This is a genomic window from Streptomyces capillispiralis, from assembly GCF_007829875.1.
Taxonomy (GTDB): domain Bacteria; phylum Actinomycetota; class Actinomycetes; order Streptomycetales; family Streptomycetaceae; genus Streptomyces; species Streptomyces capillispiralis.
The window spans coordinates 1284862-1301952 of sequence record NZ_VIWV01000001.1 but is presented as its reverse complement, the minus strand read 5'-3'; the positions used below and the strand labels follow the sequence as shown (position 1 = coordinate 1301952).

13 protein-coding genes are annotated in these 17091 nt (G+C 71.6%); 2 read left to right on the top strand and 11 right to left on the bottom strand.

Going from position 1 to position 17091, the window contains the following annotated elements; translation table 11 throughout:
• Positions 1-29: 29 nt before the first annotated feature.
• From FHX78_RS05165 to FHX78_RS05155, 3 genes are all read right to left on the bottom strand, one after another.
• Positions 30-542: an NUDIX domain-containing protein gene (locus tag FHX78_RS05165; protein WP_145866284.1), complete on the bottom strand. Its 513-nt coding sequence runs from the start codon at positions 540-542 to the stop codon at positions 30-32.
• 176 nt (positions 543-718) lie between these two features.
• Positions 719-1372, bottom strand: coding sequence for an NADPH-dependent F420 reductase (locus tag FHX78_RS05160; protein WP_145866283.1), 654 nt, complete (start codon positions 1370-1372; stop codon positions 719-721).
• A gap of 103 nt (positions 1373-1475) precedes the next feature.
• Entirely contained in the window at positions 1476-2555 is a 1080-nt protein-coding gene (locus FHX78_RS05155; RefSeq protein WP_145866282.1) for an ADP-ribosylglycohydrolase family protein, read from the bottom strand.
• A 152-nt stretch (positions 2556-2707) separates the two neighbouring features.
• Between FHX78_RS05155 and FHX78_RS05150 the strand changes: the two genes are divergently transcribed.
• Both FHX78_RS05150 and FHX78_RS05145 read left to right on the top strand, forming a co-directional pair.
• Positions 2708-3883 carry a glycerate kinase gene (locus FHX78_RS05150; RefSeq protein ID WP_145866281.1) on the top strand — a complete coding sequence of 392 codons (1176 nt, stop codon included), beginning with the start codon at positions 2708-2710 and terminating at the stop codon, positions 3881-3883.
• Positions 3884-4176: 293 nt separating this feature from the next.
• Positions 4177-7884 (top strand): ATP-binding protein, encoded by a 3708-nt coding sequence (locus FHX78_RS05145; RefSeq protein ID WP_145866280.1) that lies wholly within the window; start codon positions 4177-4179, stop codon positions 7882-7884.
• A gap of 110 nt (positions 7885-7994) precedes the next feature.
• Here FHX78_RS05145 and pssA read toward each other — a convergent pair whose 3' ends face one another.
• The 8 genes from pssA to FHX78_RS05105 form a co-directional block, all read right to left on the bottom strand.
• The gene (pssA, locus tag FHX78_RS05140; RefSeq protein ID WP_145871655.1) at positions 7995-8813 is read right to left on the bottom strand and encodes a CDP-diacylglycerol--serine O-phosphatidyltransferase; all 819 of its coding nucleotides are present in this window, start codon (positions 8811-8813) and stop codon (positions 7995-7997) included.
• Between the two features lie 22 nt (positions 8814-8835).
• Positions 8836-9492, bottom strand: a complete 657-nt coding sequence (locus tag FHX78_RS05135) for a phosphatidylserine decarboxylase (RefSeq protein WP_145866279.1) — start codon at positions 9490-9492, stop codon at positions 8836-8838.
• A gap of 170 nt (positions 9493-9662) precedes the next feature.
• Positions 9663-10868, bottom strand: coding sequence for an acyl-CoA dehydrogenase family protein (locus tag FHX78_RS05130; RefSeq protein ID WP_145866278.1), 1206 nt, complete (start codon positions 10866-10868; stop codon positions 9663-9665).
• Positions 10869-10870: 2 nt separating this feature from the next.
• Positions 10871-11383, bottom strand: a complete 513-nt coding sequence (locus tag FHX78_RS05125) for a MaoC family dehydratase (RefSeq protein WP_145866277.1) — start codon at positions 11381-11383, stop codon at positions 10871-10873.
• Between the two features lie 5 nt (positions 11384-11388).
• Complete coding sequence (locus tag FHX78_RS05120) at positions 11389-12405, bottom strand: HpcH/HpaI aldolase/citrate lyase family protein (RefSeq protein WP_145866276.1); 1017 nt, start codon at positions 12403-12405, stop codon at positions 11389-11391.
• Complete coding sequence (locus FHX78_RS05115; protein WP_268257210.1) at positions 12402-14450, bottom strand: protein meaA; 2049 nt, start codon at positions 14448-14450, stop codon at positions 12402-12404. The genes FHX78_RS05120 and FHX78_RS05115 overlap by 4 nt, the downstream gene beginning before the upstream one ends.
• Positions 14447-15790, bottom strand: coding sequence for a crotonyl-CoA carboxylase/reductase (gene ccrA / locus FHX78_RS05110; RefSeq protein WP_145866274.1), 1344 nt, complete (start codon positions 15788-15790; stop codon positions 14447-14449). The genes FHX78_RS05115 and ccrA overlap by 4 nt, the downstream gene beginning before the upstream one ends.
• Positions 15791-16200: 410 nt before the next feature.
• Entirely contained in the window at positions 16201-17013 is an 813-nt protein-coding gene (locus tag FHX78_RS05105; RefSeq protein ID WP_189908625.1) for a TetR family transcriptional regulator, read from the bottom strand.
• Positions 17014-17091 lie beyond the last annotated feature (78 nt).

The following is a 17091-nucleotide window of genomic DNA, read 5'->3' as shown; positions in this document are numbered from 1 at the left end:
GCGGCGAGCGGATATTCCCCGGCGCCCGTTCAGCGCACCCGGTAGCCGTCCTCCAGTTCGGCGGTGCCCGAGCCGTCGGCGAGGACGTCCAGCGCGGCCAGCACCCGGCGGAGCAGCGAGCCCCGGAGGCACCCGGACAGTTCCTCGCGCGGCACGAGCCGCCAGGACAGCAGCTCCGACTCCTGAAGCCGGATCGCCTCCAGGTCGTCCTCGCCGAGCACCCCACCGTCGTACAGGTACGCCACCACCGGAGGCCGCCCGGTCCCGCGCACCCAGTCCACCGCGAGCAGCCGGCCCGGCTCCCGGTCCAGCCCGATCTCCTCGGCGGTCTCCCGGCGCGCCCCCTCCCGCGGGCTCTCCCCGTCGTCCGACTCGACGGTGCCGCCGGGCAGCACCCAGCCCTCCCGGTAGTTCGGCTCGACGATCAGCACCCGGCCCGCCGCGTCCCGGAGGAGGACGGCGGATCCGGCGAGGACACGGGGGAGGGAGGCGATGTAGGCGGCGTAGTCCTGAGCGTCCGGAGTGTCCTGAGTGGTGGTCATGCGGGAAGGGTAACGGCGGCGCGGGACGGCTGCGGGAGCCGGCGGCCGTCCCGGCCGGGCGCACGGCAGCACACGCCGTCCCATGATCGACACCGGGCGGCGCGCACGCCCGGTGCACGGTCCGGCCGCCCGGACCCGTCACACCGGCCGCCGGCCCCCAGGGGATCGCCGGCCGGTCAGCCGGCGGCGGCCGGTGGCACCACCCGGATCCCGAAGCCGTACGAGCCGATGGCCTCGGCGATGCCCATGAACAGCAGCGCGTAGTGCTCCTGGCCCCGGGCGGTGGTGATGCCGCCGAGGTCCAGCACCGAGTCCGCGGGCCAGCCGAGGTCGGCCAGCAGCCGGCCGGCCGTGCCCTTGGCGTCCGCGTCGTCGCCGGAGAGGAACACCGTGCTCGGGCCCTGGAGCGAGCCCGGGGCGACCATCAGCTCCCGGTCGACGGTGCAGAGGGTCTTCACGACCCGTGCGCGCGGGAACGTGCGCTGGATCTCCTCGCCCAGGCTCTCCCCGGGATGGGACAGCCCGCCCTCCTCGTCGAAACCGACCCCCACGTCGAGCAGCACCTTCCCCGTCAGGGCCGCCGCCCCGGCCGAGGCGAGCGCCGACACCGACGCGGTGCCCGGCGTCGCGTTCACCACCACCTCCGCGCCCGCGACGGCCGACGCCGGATCGGCGACCCGGACGCCCCCGGCCAGGGCGTCCGACAGCTCCGCCCGCCCCCGCGCGTCGCCCGGCCGGCGCGACCCGAGGACCACCTCGTGACCCGCGCGCGCCCAGGCCGTGGCCAAAGCCCGTCCCACATGTCCCGTGCCAAGAATCGCGATCTGCATGCCGTCGACGTTAGGGCCGGTGCGGCCCCCGTCGCCTCGGCCCGCAGCCACAACCGCCGTACACCGTCCGCCCTACGCCCTCCGCCATGAGACCCGGAACCCCTCACGGATGGGCCCCGGCCCGCGCCAGCCGCAGCGTGCGGTCCGCCAGTTCGCTGATCCGCACCCCGTCGAAGCCGAAGACGGCGCTGCGCACCGTGTCCCGCAGGGGGTCCTTCCACTGGCCGGGGATCGCCGGGGCGCCGCACAGGACGCCCGCCACCGAGCCCGCCGTCGCGCCGTTGGAGTCCGTGTCCAGGCCGCCGCGCACGGTCAGGGCGATGGTGCGGGTGAAGTCGCCGTCGCCGTACAGCAGGCCGGCGGTGAGCACGGCGGCGTTCGGGACGGTGTGGATCCAGTGCAGCCCCGCCGTCTCCCGCCCGAGCGTCGCCAGCGTGTCCTCCCAGGCCACCCCGGTGCCGTGCAGCGACGCCACCCGGCGCACCGTGCGGGCGAGGCGGCAGCCCGCCGGGATCACCGTCAGCGCCTCGTCCAGCGCGTGCCGCACCGTGGGCGCCGTGAACGCCGCCGAGATCAGCGCCGCCGCCCACATCGCGCCGTGGACGCCGTTGCCGGTGTGCGACAGCACCGCGTCCCTGCGGGCCAGCGAGGCGGCACGGCGCGGGTCGCCCGGGCAGGTCCAGCCGTGGATGTCGGCGCGGATCAGCGCGCCGATCCACTCCTGGTACGGGTTGTCGTGGGTGGCGGTGAGCGGGGGACGCAGGCCGTTCGCGAGGTTCCGGTAGGCCGCCCGCTCCGCCGTGAAGGTCTGCAGGAACGGCAGCCGCAGCAGCCACAGGTCGCCCACCTGCTCGGTGCTGAAACCGAAGCCGTGGGTCTCCAGCAGGTCGAGGCCGAGGACGGCGTAGTCGACGTCGTCGTCGCGGCAGCTGCCGTCGACGCGGCCGCGGACGCAGGCAGGCCACTCCGGGCGCAGGTCGAGGCGGTCCTCCTCGCTCGGGGGACCGGGCAGGTAGTCGGTGAGGGGCAGAGCGTCCGTCCGCCGCAGGTAGCGGTCGATGCGTTCCCGCGTCCACACCTCGCCCTGCTCCACCGGCTTGCCGAGCATGTTGCCCGCGATCCGGCCCAGCCAGCCTCCGAGGATGCGGTCGGCGAGTCCCGGCTCCGTGCCCACAGCGCTCATGGGACCGGTCTACCCGATGACGCACCGGGACGCGCCCCGCCGTGCCGTTCCACGAGCCGGTCGGGGCATGACGGCGACCGTGCCCTCCGGTTAGGGTCACTGCGGCGCGACCGGCCCCGACGCGCGCGCGTGGGGCCCGCAGAGCGAGGGGAATGCAAGTGGCGGACGCTGCAGGGAGCGGTACTCGTACGGCGCAGTCGGCACAGCGGGTGCTCGTCGCCGCGGACAAGTTCAAGGGGTCGCTGACGGCCGTCGAGGTCGCCGAGCGGGTCATGGCGGGGCTGCGCCGGGTCGTACCGGACCTGGTGGTCGAGGCGCTGCCGGTGGCCGACGGCGGCGACGGCACCGTGGCCGCCGCGGTCGCGGCCGGCTTCGAACGGCGCGAGGTACGGGTCACCGGCCCCCTCGGGGACGAGGTGAGCGCGGCGTACGCGCTGCGCGGTGACACCGCCGTCGTGGAGATGGCCGAAGCCAGCGGACTCCAGCGGCTGCCGGACGGTGTCCTCGCGCCGCTCACGGCATCGACGTACGGCTCCGGCGAACTGCTGCGGGCCGCGCTGGACGCCGGGGCGCGCACCCTCGTGTTCGGGGTGGGCGGCAGCGCCACCACGGACGGCGGGGCGGGCATGCTGTCGGCGCTGGGCGCCCGCTTCCTCACGGCCGGCGGCGAGCCGGTGGCGCCGGGCGGCGGCGGGCTCGCCGACCTGGCCACCGCCGACCTGTCGGGCCTCGACCCGCGGCTGGGCGCGGTGGAGTTCGTGCTCGCCAGCGACGTCGACAACCCGCTGACCGGTCCGAAGGGCGCGCCCGCGGTCTACGGCCCGCAGAAGGGTGCCTCGCCGCAGGACGTGGAGCGGCTGGACGCGGCGCTCGCGCACTTCGCCGAGGTGCTGGAGACGGCCGTCGGGCCGAGGGCCGCCGAGTACGCCGCCTCGCCGGGAGCGGGCGCGGCGGGCGGCATCGGGTACGGGGCACTGCTGCTCGGGGCGGGTTTCCGGCCCGGCATCGAGGTCATGCTGGACGTGCTGGGCTTCGCGCCGGCGCTGGAGCGGGCGGACCTGGTCGTCACCGGTGAGGGGTCGCTGGACGAGCAGACGCTGCACGGCAAGGCGCCGGCGGGCGTCGCGGCCGCCGCCCGCGCGGCGGGCAAGGAGGTCGTCGCGGTGTGCGGGCGCCTCGCCCTGCCGCCGGAGGTGCTGGGACGGGCGGGCATCCGCAGGGCGTACGCGCTGACGGACCTGGAGCCGGACGTGGCGCGGTGCATCGCGGACGCGGGGCCGATCCTGGAGCGCACGGCGGAGCGCGTCGCGCGGGACTTCCTGACCTGAGCCCGGCCGGATGTCCGTGGGCCGGCGGCGGAGTTGACACGCTGCCACCGGCCGCCGGACGGGGCGCCGCCGAGCGCGCCGCCCGTGCCCGCCGGGCCCGGTGACCGCCCCGTCCGTGGCCGTGTTGCGGTCTTCCTGACCAGTGGTTCCATGGAAGAGACGGCATACGTGCAGGCGGATGTCCGTGAGACGGACGTACTCGCCGGGGCGGGGCGGCGTCATCGCGCCCGCGGCGGCTTCCCGGTGTTCCACGACGTTCCGCCGGCAGACGCAGCGCGGAGGGAACGGACTCCATGCCCACCAAGGTCATCCGCGATCCGGAGGGCAGGACCCGACCGCCCGACGCCGCCTGGTTCACGCTGTATCCGCGGCGCTGGTGGTCCCGGACCGTGGGGGCGGCGGACAAGCGGTGGCGCACGTTCAGGACCGATCGTGAGGCCCGCAAGAGCATCGTCCCGAACCGCAGTTGGCGCCACTGGGGCATCGCCCGCGGCCGCTTCCTGCGCGCGTACGCCCTGCTCGGCACCCTCGTGCTGCTCACCTGGCTGGCCCTGGCCTTCTACGACTCGGCCCGCCACGAGAAGTCGTGGTTCCAGGACGTGCGCAAGTCGTCCTGGTTCACCACCCTCTCCGCCTTCGTGGGCCCCGTCCTGACGGCCTCCCTCATCCTGGCCGTCTTTCTCTTCTTCTGGTACCGCAAGGTCAAGAAGCCGCTCGTCAAGAAGGCGCGCACCAAGCCGCACGAACTCGTGCCCACGGCCGGGACGCTCGTCGACAGGATCGTGGGGCGCCACGAACTCGCCCAGGTGCTGGCCCAGGCACTCCGCGACAGGAGCACGCGCAAGCCCTATCTGCTCGTCGGCGGCGTGGGCGTCGGCAAGACCGCCGTGCTGGTGGAACTGACGCGCATGCTGGCGCGGCAGTCGGCCGTTCCCGTGCCGATCCGGCTGCGCGACATGGACGGCGACGGCGAACTCGACTTCGAGGCGATGGCACGCCGCCGCTTCGCGGAGGTGACGGACCCGGAAGTGTCGGAGCCGGGCGTGATCGGGGGCGACATCGACAAGGCGTGGCGGCAACTGCGGCTCGACGACAAGGTCGTGGTCGTCGCCGACGGACTGGAGGAAGCCCTCCTCGACGAGCGGTACCGGGAGGACCGCGACAACATCATCCGCCGTGCCATAGACCGGGCGGACCGCCGGCGGCTCCCGCTGGTCATCGCCACCCGCCCGCACGCGCCGCTGGAGGGCACCAGGGCCGCGATCGCCGAACTGGAGCCGTTGAGCGAGGAGGCGGCGCTGGAGTACCTGGTGCGCGAACCCGGCGAGGCGGACGAGCGCCGGCTCGGCTGGGTGGTGGAGACCGCCGAGATCGCGGACTCGCCGATCTACCTGCGGATCGCCCGGCTGCTCCAGCAGCGCGGACTGCTGGAGCACCTGAGACTCCGTGAGGAACTGGGGCGCCTGAACACCCGCAGCAACGACTGCTCCACGCTCAGGCTGTGGCTGCTCGACACCTACCGGCAGGCCATCGAGGACGGCCGCATCCTCGACACACTGGTGATGGACCGCAGGGAGCGCCGGGAGACCGTGTGGGTGGTGTCCGCGCTGGCCTGCCTGGGACTGCTGCAGGACAGCCTCGAGGTGACGTTCGACGACTTCGTCGGCGCGTACCTGGACGACCTGCGGGAGCAGCCGCAGGGGCGTGGCGAGGAGCCGGTGGACCACCGGCCGGCCGTGGGCCGGCTGCACTCCGACCCGCGCCAACGGGCCGCGATCTGGGGCATCCTGCGCCGCAAGATCGACAGGAGGGAGTCCTGGACGAACCCCCTCGAATACCCCAACGAGTGCTACTCCGAGCTGGCCAGATACGCCGCCAACGGGCAGCTCCTGGGGCTGGTGAAGGGCTACGAGAACAAGGTCCGGTTCCCGCACAGCATCGTCCAGGCGTATCTGGGCCACCGTCTGCTCGGCGAGTTGGCCGACGACCACATCGGCGCCGTCGTGGAACCGGCGCTGCGCAGCCCGGGACCCTCCCGCGAACTCCTCATCGCCCTGGTGCTGCTGTCCCGCCACCGGGCGGTGACACAGCCGCCGGACCGGGCCGCGGGGACCGCGGCCGGGACGTCCGGCGCCGCGGCGCCGCAGCGGACGGCGGAACTGCTGCGCGACGCCACGGCGAAGCGGCACGACCCGAAGTACTTCGACCTCTTCGCCGCGGCCCTGGAGATCGACAGCGTCGACCCGGACCCGATCCAGGACACGCTGGCACGGACGCTGGACGAGCAGTGGGAGTCCCTGCTCATCAGGGGTGACCAGCGGACCGTCGAGGACGCGAAACTGGGCCTGGTGCGGCGCTTCGGAGCCGCCCTGCGGGAACGGGAGCGCCGCTGCGCCGCACCCCGTCCGCCCGCGGGCGGGGAGCCCGCCGTACCGTCCCTGCCCTACGAACGCCTCTTCCGCATCGGTACGCACGAGCCGTCGCACGCGGTGCGGATCGCGATCGCGCACCAGATCGCCTCCGGCGGCGACGCCGCCTTCCAGGCCCTGCGGCAGTTGTTCCCCCTCGGCACCGATCCCGTGGCGCAGTACCTGGAGCGGACCCGCGAGGCCAAGGAGAAGCTCGACCGCGACTACACCGCCTGGCTCGGCGAGGCGGACACGGGCGGTGCCGAGGGCCCGGAGGTGGCGGCGGACGGCACCGTCGGCGGGAGAGCGGCGGCGGACCGGCGGCTGGAGCACGCCCGGTTCGTGGCGGAGTACGAGCGCAGCCGCACCACGCTGTGGCGCCACTTCGCCCTGCGGGCCTGGCTCGTTCCCATGATCGTCGGTTCCGTCACCGAGAAGTACCGCGACGAGACCAAGGAGCGGCTGAACCTCTGGCTCGAGCACCTGGCCCCCGCCGACGGCCGGCAGAGCACCGCCCTCCGGCCGCGCGCCGGGCCCGGCGAGCCGGATCTGCCGATCTCCCTGGAGAACGCCCTGGCCCAGGGCTTCAAGAACGCCGCGAACCGCAGGAGTCGGCACCCGAACGCCTACGCGGAGACCCGGGCGTACCTGATGAAGCAGGCCGAGCGGATGCTGCTGTGCAGCCGCTACTGGTACGCGCAGCTCAGCCTGCTCCACGCACTGTGCCTGTGGGAACTCCCCGACACCCCCGGGCAGCCGGCCGGCGCCGACGGGACGGACCCCCGCAGGCTCCCGCTCACGCCACCGGGCGGGGCGCGCACGGCCGACGGTGCCACGGTGTCCGGCTCCCGCGTCGAGCCCGTGCAGGCGGTCACCCGGTGGCTCGGCATGGCGGGGAGCGCCCATGACGCCGCGGCGGCCGGCGGCCCGCGGGAACGTCACGCCGGCCGGGTCCTGCACCCGTTCGTCGCGGAGGCCGGCGACCTGGTGACCCTGGCGCTGGAGACGGGACACCCGGAGCGGTTCCTGTGGATCGACGAGCACCGTGCCATCGACAATGTGGGCTCCACCCCCGCCGACCCCGAGCGCTACCGCAAGCACAGCCTGTGGATCACCCCCTCGGCCGGCTGGAGCGTCCTGCACCCGCGGGCCCAGCGCCTGCTCGCGGACGTCCTGGTCATGCTCACTCTGACCGAGCGCGACGGCAGCGCGGACGAGATCGAGGAGCGTCTGGCCCTGGCGAACAGGAGCGCCCTGCCGCCGTGCGTCACCCACGACCGTGGCCCGCTGCACCCCGAGCGCAGTGTGGGCCGCGCCGACGGGAGCGAGCCGGGCTCCACCTGCCTGCCGACCTGCGCGTTCCGTCTGTGCCCCTATCCCCCCAAGGCCGGCAAGGCGCAGACGGAGATCGAGGAGCTGTTCTGCCGCCAGCAGCAGGCCCTGCTGCACAGCCGCTCACGCTGGCACGTTCCGTCCCCGGCCCGGCGCACCGCGCCGTGGGTGAGCATCCCCGTCGGGGAGCTGCACGCCTTCTGGGAGAAGATGGCCGACCGGAACCGCAAGGCACCCGACGAGGACGAGCAGATCCTCTGAACGCGCCGGACCCCGGGGCATCCCCGGGCACGTCGGGCCGGGTGCCCGCACACACGAGGGCCCCGGACCCGACCCGGGTCCGGGGCCCTCCAAGCCCGTACGAGCGCCGCCTACGGCAGCTGCGCCGCCCGTGCCTCCCGCCGGTTGTCACGGAAGTTGTTCACCCGCCGTGCCGTGGCGAACAGCGGGATCACCGCGCCCATGACCAGCTGGAGCGCGCAGCCCGTCTGGAGCAGCAGCTGACCGCTCGGCGCGTCGAACGCCCAGGCCGCCAGCAGCCCCATCGACAGCACGATCCACGACAGCATCGCCACCGCGAGGCGTCCCCGCGGCTTCGGGTACTCCACCCGGCTCACCATCAGCCAGGCCGTCCCCAGGATCGCCAGCAGCGTCGCCACGAACGGCAGCTCCAGCAGCACGATCGAGACGACGGTCAGCGCGCCGAACGGCGACGGCATGCCCTGGAAGGTGCCGTCCTTCACCGTCACGCAGGAGAATCTCGCCAGCCTCAGCACCACCGCCAGCAGCACCACGATCGCTCCGACCGCGGCCACCCTCTGGTGCGCGTCGTCCGCGACCATGCCGTAGACCAGGACGAAGTACGCCGGGGCGAGGCCGAAGCTGATCAGGTCGGAGAGGTTGTCCAGCTCCGCGCCCATCGGCGAGCTGCGCAGCTTGCGCGCCACCAGGCCGTCGAACAGGTCGAAGACCGCCGCGCACAGCATCAGGATGACGGCGGTGGCCGCGCTGTGGCGGGCCATGCCGGTCTCCTGGCTGCCCGTGAGGTGCGGGATCAGGATGCCGGTGGTGGTGAAGTACACCGCCATGAAGCCACAGGTGGCGTTGCCCAGGGTGAGGGTGTCCGCTATCGACAGGCGGAGCGAGAGGGGCATCTCCTCCTCGTCGTCCGCCTCGTCGGCCTCCGGCACCCAGCCGGTCTGTGTCTCCGGATCAACCACGGTCAATGCGAGTCACCCCAGCCACGGTCTTCTGGCCGACCTCGACCGCGACCTCCACGCCCGCGGGCAGGTAGAGGTCCACGCGCGAGCCGAACCGGATCAGACCGATGCGCTCACCCTGCTCGACCTTGGTGCCCCGGGGCACGTAGGGGACGATGCGGCGGGCCACCGCGCCGGCGATCTGGATCATCTCGATGTCGCCGAGCTCGGTGTCGAAGTGCCACACCACGCGCTCGTTGTTCTCGCTCTCCTTGTTGAAGGCGGGAACGAAGCCACCGGGGACGTGCTCGACCGACGTCACCGTGCCGGCCAGCGGGGCCCGGTTCACGTGCACGTTGAGCGGGCTCATGAAGATGGCGACGCGGGTACGGCCGTCCTTCCACGGCATGATGCTCTGCACCACACCGTCGGCGGGCGAGATGACCCGGCCCTGGGCGATCTCGCGCTCGGGGTCGCGGAAGAACCACAGCATTCCGGCCGCCAGCGCGGTGGCGGGGACGGCGACGGCCTTGGCGGCACCCGAGCGGCGGGCGCGGAGCAGGCTGACGGCTGCGGTGGCGACGGTCGGCAGAAGCCACGGCGATGCTCCGCGCGCGAGGCGTACGCCGGCGAGGCTGTCGCGGTGTGCAGAGGTTTGGCTGTGGGGCATGGATGACCTTCGTAGCGGATGATGCCGCGCACTTGCGGGGGACGGCGGCTTTCCGGCGATCGTAGCGGCTCCGGGCGGCAACTGGGTAAGCCAGGCAGCCGAGTCGACGGCCGAAGAGTGCATACGGGGTGTGATCCTCTTCTCCAAGAAAACACCCCGTATCCGGACATTCAGCCCTGGAATCGATACTCTTCGAGCAGTCGCCTGCCGATGATCATTTTCTGGATTTCGGCGGTGCCTTCACCGATCAGCAGCATCGGCGCCTCCCGGTAGAGACGCTCGATCTCGTACTCCTTGGAGAAGCCGTAGCCGCCGTGGATCCGGAAGGCGTCCTCCACGACCTCTTTGCAGTATTCGGAGGCGAGGTACTTCGCCATCCCTGCTTCAAGGTCGTTTCGTTCCCCCGAGTCCTTTTTGCGTGCGGCGTTCACCATCATCGCATGTGCGGCCTCCACCTTGGTAGCCATCTCCGCCAGCTTGAACTGAATGGCCTGGTGCTGGGCGATCGGCTTGCCGAAGGTGTGGCGCTGCTGGGCGTACCGCACCCCCAGCTCGAAGGCACGCTGCGCGACGCCGCAGCCACGCGCCGCGACGTTGACGCGGCCGACCTCGACACCGTCCATCATCTGGTAGAAACCCCGGCCGGTGACCCCGCCGAGCACCCGGTCGGCGGGAACGCGCAGGTCGTCCATGATGAGCTCGGTGGTGTCGACACCCTTGTAGCCCATCTTGTCGATCTTCCCGGGGATGGTGAGGCCGGGCCGGACCTCGCCGAAGCCGGGCTCCTTCTCCACCAGGAAGGTGGTCATCGACCTGTGGGGCGCCGTCCCCTCGGCGTGACCCTCGTCACTCCGGACCAGGACGGCCACCAGCGAGGACGTGCCGCCGTTCGTGAGCCACATCTTCTGGCCGTTCAGGACGTACGCGTCGCCGTCCTTCACCGCCCTGGAGGTGATGGCCGACACGTCGGAGCCCAGGCCCGGCTCCGACATCGAGAAGGCGCCGCGGACGTCGCCGGCCGCCATCCTCGGCAGGAAGTGGTCCTTCTGCTCCTGCGTGCCGTGCTGCTTGAGCATGTACGCCACGATGAAGTGCGTGTTGATGATGCCGGAGACCGACATCCAGCCGCGGGCGATCTCCTCCACGCACAGCGCGTAGGTGAGCAGCGACTCGCCCAGGCCCCCGTACTCCTCGGGGATCATCAGACCGAACAGGCCGAGTTCCTTCAGGCCGTCGACGATCGCTTGCGGATACTCGTCGCGGTGCTCCAGCCCGGTCGCGACCGGGATGATCTCCTTGTCCACGAAGTCCCGGACGGTGGAGAGGATCTCCTGCTGGACGTCCGTGAGACCGGCGGTCTGGGCGAGGCGGGCCATCGCTACTTCCCCTGTTCCTTCAGCTCCGGGCGGCCGGGCTGCTCGCCGCCGCGCTCCTTGATGTACGTCTGCGTCGGCACCATCACCTTGCGGCGGAACACGCACACCAGCGTGCCGTCCTGCTTGTAGCCCTTGGTCTCGACGTACACGATGCCGCGGTCGTCCTTCGACTTCGACGGCCACTTGTCGAGCACCGTCGTCTGCCCGTAGACCGTGTCGCCGTGGAAGGTCGGCGCCACGTGCTTCAGCGACTCGATCTCCAGGTTGGCGATCGCCTTGCCGGAGATGTCGGGCACCGACATGCCGAGCAGCAGGGAGTAGACGTAGTTCCCGACCACCACGTTCCTGCCGAAGTCCGTCGTCTTCTCGGCGTAGTTCGTGTCCATGTGGAGCGGGTGGTGGTTCATGGTGAGGAGGCAGAACAGGTGGTCGTCGTACTCGGTGACCGTCTTGCCCGGCCAGTGCTTGTACGTCGCCCCGACCTCGAACTCCTCGTAGGTGCGCCCGAACTGCATCGCGCTCAGCCCTCCGGGATCTCGAACGTGCTGGTGCGCGTCATGCCGGCGGCGCGCCCCTTGCCGGAGACGACCAGCGCCATCTTCCGGCTGGCCTCGTCGATCATCTCGTCGCCGAGCATCGCCGAGCCCTTCCTGCCGCCCGCCTCGGACGTGTAGTACTCGTACGCGTCCAGGATCAGCTCGGCGTGGTCGTAGTCCTCCTGCGAGGGCGAGAAGATCTCGTTGGACGCCTCGACCTGGCCCGGGTGCAGCACCCACTTGCCGTCGAAGCCGAGCGCGGCGGCGCGCCGGGCCACCTCCCGGTAGCCGTCCACGTTGCGGATCTGCAGGTAGGGGCCGTCGATCGCCTGGAGGTCGTTGGCGCGGGCGGCCATCAGGATCTTCATCAGGATGTAGTGGTAGGCGTCCGCCGGGTAGCCGGGCGGCTGCTCGCCCACGACCAGGGACTTCATGTTGATGGACGCCATGAAGTCGGCCGGGCCGAAGATGATGGTCTCCACGCGCGGCGAGGCCTGCGCGATCTCGTTGACGTTGTTCAGGCCGCGGGCGTTCTCGATCTGCGCCTCGATGCCGATCCGGCCGACCTCGAAGCCCATCGTCTTCTCGATCTGGGTGAGCAGCAGGTCGAGCGCGACGATCTGCTGGGCGTCCTGGACCTTCGGCAGCATGATGCAGTCGAGGTTCTGGCCGGCGCCCTCGACGACCGTGACGACGTCCCGGTACGTCCATTCGGTCGTCCAGTCGTTCACCCGCACGACCCGCGTCTTGCCGGTCCAGTCGCCCTCGTTGAGGAACTTCACGATGGTGTGCCGCGCCTCGGGCTTGGCGAGCGGCGCGCAGGCGTCCTCCAGGTCGAGGAAGACCTGGTCGGCGGGGAGGCCCTGGGCCTTTTCCAGGAAGCGCGGGTTCGAGCCCGGTACGGCCAGGCAGGAACGCCGGGGGCGAAGGCGGTTGACAGAGAGGTGCGCGGCGGAGCCGCCCGTTGAAAGGGTGGTGGGGGGCGACGGGTGGGCGGTCATGCGGGGACCTCCAGGGGGTCGAGCTTGTTGGCGTTGCGGATCTCGTCGACGATGCGGCCGATGATCCCGGTGATGTCGAAGTCCTTCGGGGTGAAGACCGCGGCCACTCCGGCCGCCCGCAGTTCCTCGGCGTCACCGTTCGGGATGATGCCACCAGCGATCACCGGTATATCTGTGGCACCGGCCACACGGAGGCGCTCCAGCACGTCCGGGACGAGCTGGGCGTGCGAGCCGGAGAGGATGGACAGGCCCACCGCGTGCACGTCCTCCGCGAGGGCCGCGTCCACGATCTGCTCGGGTGTGAGCCGGATGCCCTGGTAGACCACCTCGAACCCGGCGTCGCGGGCCCGCACGGCGATCTGCTCGGCGCCGTTGGAGTGCCCGTCCAGGCCCGGCTTGCCGACCAGGAAGCGCAGCTTGCCGACACCGAGGTCACGGGCGGTCAGCTCCACCCTGTGGCGCACCTCCGACAGCGCCGAGCCCTCCCCGGCGGCCACCGCCACCGGGGCGGAGGAGACACCGGTCGGCGCCCGGAACTCGCCGAACACCTCGCGCAGCGCCCCGGCCCATTCGCCGGTCGTGACGCCGGCGCGGGCGCACTCCAGCGTGGCCTCCATGAGGTTGGCGGTGCCGCGCGCGGCCTCCTTCAGTTTCTCCAGCGCCTTGCAGGGACGCGGGTGGTTGAAGGGCGGCTGGTAGCGGGTGTCGCGCCAGTGCCGCAGCGAGGCGACGACACGGGCCTCGACCGCCGGGTCCACGGTGTGGATCGCGGTGTCCAGGTCGGCGGTCAGCGGGTTCGGCTCGGTGCCCTCGAAGGCGTTGACACCGATGATCTTCTCCTCGCCCGACTCGATCCGGGCCCGGCGCTCGGCGTGCGAGGCGACGAGTTGGGACTTGAGGTAGCCGGACTCGACGGCCGCCATCGCGCCGCCCATCTCCTGGATCCGCTCCATCTCCGCGAACGAGTCCGCGACCAGCTGCTCCACCTTCGCCTCGATCACCTTCGAGCCCTCGAAGATGTCGTCGTACTCCAGCAGGTCGCTCTCGTACGCCAGCACCTGCTGGATGCGCAGCGACCACTGCTGGTCCCAGGGGCGGGGCAGGCCCAGGGCCTCGTTCCAGGCCGGGAGCTGCACGGCCCGCGCGCGGGCGTCCTTGGAGAGGGTGACGGCCAGCATCTCCAGCACGATCCGCTGGACGTTGTTCTCCGGCTGCGCCTCGGTCAGCCCCAGGGAGTTGACCTGGACCCCGTAGCGGAAGCGGCGGTGCCTGGGGTCCTCGATGCCGTACCGCTCGCGGGTGACCTGGTCCCAGATGCGGCCGAAGGCGCGCATCTTGCACATCTCCTCGACGAAGCGGACGCCCGCGTTCACGAAGAAGGAGATGCGGCCGACCACGTCGCCCATGCGCTCCCGCGGCACCTGGCCGCTGTCGCGCACCGCGTCGAGCACGGCGATGGCGGTGGACATCGCGTACGCGATCTCCTGCACCGGCGTGGCCCCGGCCTCCTGCAAGTGGTAGCTGCAGATGTTGATCGGGTTCCACTTCGGCAGGTGGGAGACCGTGTACGCGATCATGTCCGTGGTGAGGCGGAGCGACGGCCCCGGCGGGAACACATGGGTGCCCCGGGACAGGTACTCCTTCACGATGTCGTTCTGGGTCGTGCCCTGGAGCCGGGTGAGGTCCGCGCCCTGCTCCTCGGCGACGACCTGGTAGAGCGCCAGCAGCCACATGGCGGTGGCGTTGATCGTCATCGAGGTGTTCATCCGCTCCAGGGGGATGTCCTGGAACAGCCGGCGCATGTCACCGAGGTGCGAGACGGGCACGCCGACCCGGCCGACCTCGCCGCGGGCGAGGACGTGGTCGGGGTCGTAGCCGGTCTGCGTCGGCAGGTCGAACGCGACCGACAGACCGGTCTGGCCCTTGGCGAGGTTGCGCCGGTACAGCTCGTTGGACGCCTCGGCCGTGGAGTGACCGGCGTACGTGCGCATCAGCCACGGCCGGTCCTTCTGACGCTCAGTCATCGATGACCTCGGTGTCCTCAGATGTTCCGGAAGCGGTTGATGGCGTCGATGTGCTGTGCGCGCTTCTCGTGGTCGCGCACGCCGAGTCCCTCCTCGGGCGCCAGGCAGAGCACGCCGACCTTGCCCTGGTGCAGGTTGCGGTGGACGTCGTAGGCGGCCTGGCCGGTGTCCTCCAGGGCGTACACCTTGGACAGCGTCGGGTGGATCCTGCCCTTGGCGATCAGCCGGTTGGCCTCCCAGGCCTCGCGGTAGTTGGCGAAGTGCGAGCCGATGATGCGCTTCAGGGACATCCACAGGTACCGGTTGTCGTACTCGTGCATGTAGCCCGAGGTGGAGGCGCAGGTGGTGATGGTGCCGCCCTTGCGGGTGACGAAGACGCTCGCGCCGAAGGTCTCGCGGCCCGGGTGCTCGAAGACGATGTCGATGTCCTCGCCGCCGGTGAGTTCGCGGATGCGCTTGCCGAAGCGCTTCCACTCCTTGGGGTCCTGGGTGTTCTCGTCCTTCCAGAACCTGTAGCCCTCGGCGTTGCGGTCGATGATCGCCTCGGCGCCCATGGACCGGCAGATCTCCGCCTTCTGCGGCGAGGAGACGACGCAGATCGGGTTGGCGCCGCCGGCCAGCGCGAACTGGGTGGCGTAGGAGCCGAGTCCGCCGCTCGCGCCCCAGATGAGCACGTTGTCGCCCTGCTTCATGCCGGCGCCGTTGCGGGAGACCAGCTGCCGGTAGGCGGTGGAGTTGACCAGGCCCGGCGCGGCGGCCTCCTCCCAGCTCAGGTGGTCCGGCTTCGGCATCAGCTGGTTGGACTTCACGAGCGCGATCTCGGCGAGTCCGCCGAAGTTGGTCTCGAAGCCCCAGATGCGCTGCTCCGGGTCGAGCATCGTGTCGTTGTGCCCGTCGCTCGACTCCAGCTCCACGGACAGGCAGTGGGCGACCACCTCGTCACCGGGCCGCCAGGCGTTGACGCCGGGGCCGGTGCGCAGCACGACGCCCGCGAGGTCGGAGCCGATGATGTGGTACGGCAGGTCGTGGCGTTTGGCCAGCTCGTTGGTGCGGCCGTAGCGCTCCAGGAAGCCGAACGTCGACAGCGGCTCGAAGATCGAGGTCCACACCGAGTTGTAGTTGACCGAGGAGGCCATGACGGCCACCAGGGCCTCGCCGGGGCCCAGTTCGGGCAGCGGCACGTCGTCGAGGTGGATCGACTTGCGGGGGTCCTTGTCGCGGGTCTCGAGGCCCGCGAACATCTCCGTCTCGTCCTTGTGCACGGTGATCGCGCGGTACGACTCGGGGAGCGGCAGGGCGGCGAAGTCCTCCGACGTGGCGTCGGCCGACTGGATCGCGTCCAGGATGTCCTTCACGGTCACGGTGTTGCCTCCGGCGATGAGCGCCCCGAGGGAGGGCGCTGAGGGTTACGTCGGTGTGCTGCTGAGGGTTGGGGGTGCCGTCGGTTCGGCGGTGGAGCTTCGGCAGCGCGTGGTGGCGCGGGAGGGTGCCTGTGACGCAGGCGTCCGGGACGTACGGGCCGGTGAGCCCGCCGGGACAGCCCGGACACCTTCAACGTATGGCACGCCGTGTCACACGGCAAGGCACTGCGTGCCAGAAGTTGGGCTCAGGTGAAATCTTTACGCATCAGATGAGCGATGATCGATCGAACGGCCTCGGAAAGCGGTGCGAAAAGCGCCCCTGACATGGCAAAACGGCCACCCGGTGGGGTGGCCGTCGTCACAGCGGTCGTCGGGGGCGGACGGGCCTGCCGGCCCGGGTGCGGACCCGCTCAGCGCTCCTTGAGCGCCTGCTCGATGGTCCGCATCACCTCGTCCAGCGGGGCGTCGGTGCGGGCGACCGTCACCAGCACCTCGCCGTGCGGGGACACCGTCGCCGCGGGGGGCTGCGGCGGCGCGGTGCGCCGGCCCGCCATGATCCCGGTGCCGAAGGTCTTGCGGACGATCGCGAAGGCGTGGTCGAGCTGTGCCTCCACGTCGCCCTGGCCGCCGGCCCTGAGCCAGCGCCGCAGCACGTGGTTGTGGGCGGTGACCACGGCGGACGCGGCGACCTCCGCCAGCAGCGGGTCGTCGTTGGCGTCGTCGTCGTGCGCGTGCTCGTCGAAGTGGCCGAGGAGGTAGCGGGTGAACAGGCGCTCGTAGCGGGCCACCGACGCGATCTCCGCCTCGCGCAGGGTGGGCACCTCGCGCGTCAGCTTGTAGCGGGCGACCGAGATCTCCGGCCGCGCCGCGTACATCTTCATGACCTCCTTGATGCCACGGCACACCGTGTCGAGCGGATGCTCGTGCGCGGGCGCGGCGTTGAGCACCGCCTCCGCGCGGACCAGGGTGTCGTCGTGGTCGGGGAAGATCGCCTCCTCCTTGGAACGGAAGTGGCGGAAGAAGGTGCGGCGGGCCACCCCGGCGGCGGCCGCGATCTCGTCGACGGTGGTCGCCTCGTACCCCTTGGTCGCGAACAGCTCCATCGCGGCGGCCGCCAGTTCCCGGCGCATCTTCAGCCGCTGGGCGGCGGCGCGGGAGCCTGCGGCACTCTCCGGCGGCTCGGTCGTGGCGGGTGTACGTACGGACTTGGCGGGCTGGGACATGCCCTGAACGTACTGCATGTGCGCAGCTCGGTGCGCGTGACCGGGGGCTCCCCCGCCCTCGGCGGGCGGGGGAGGGGC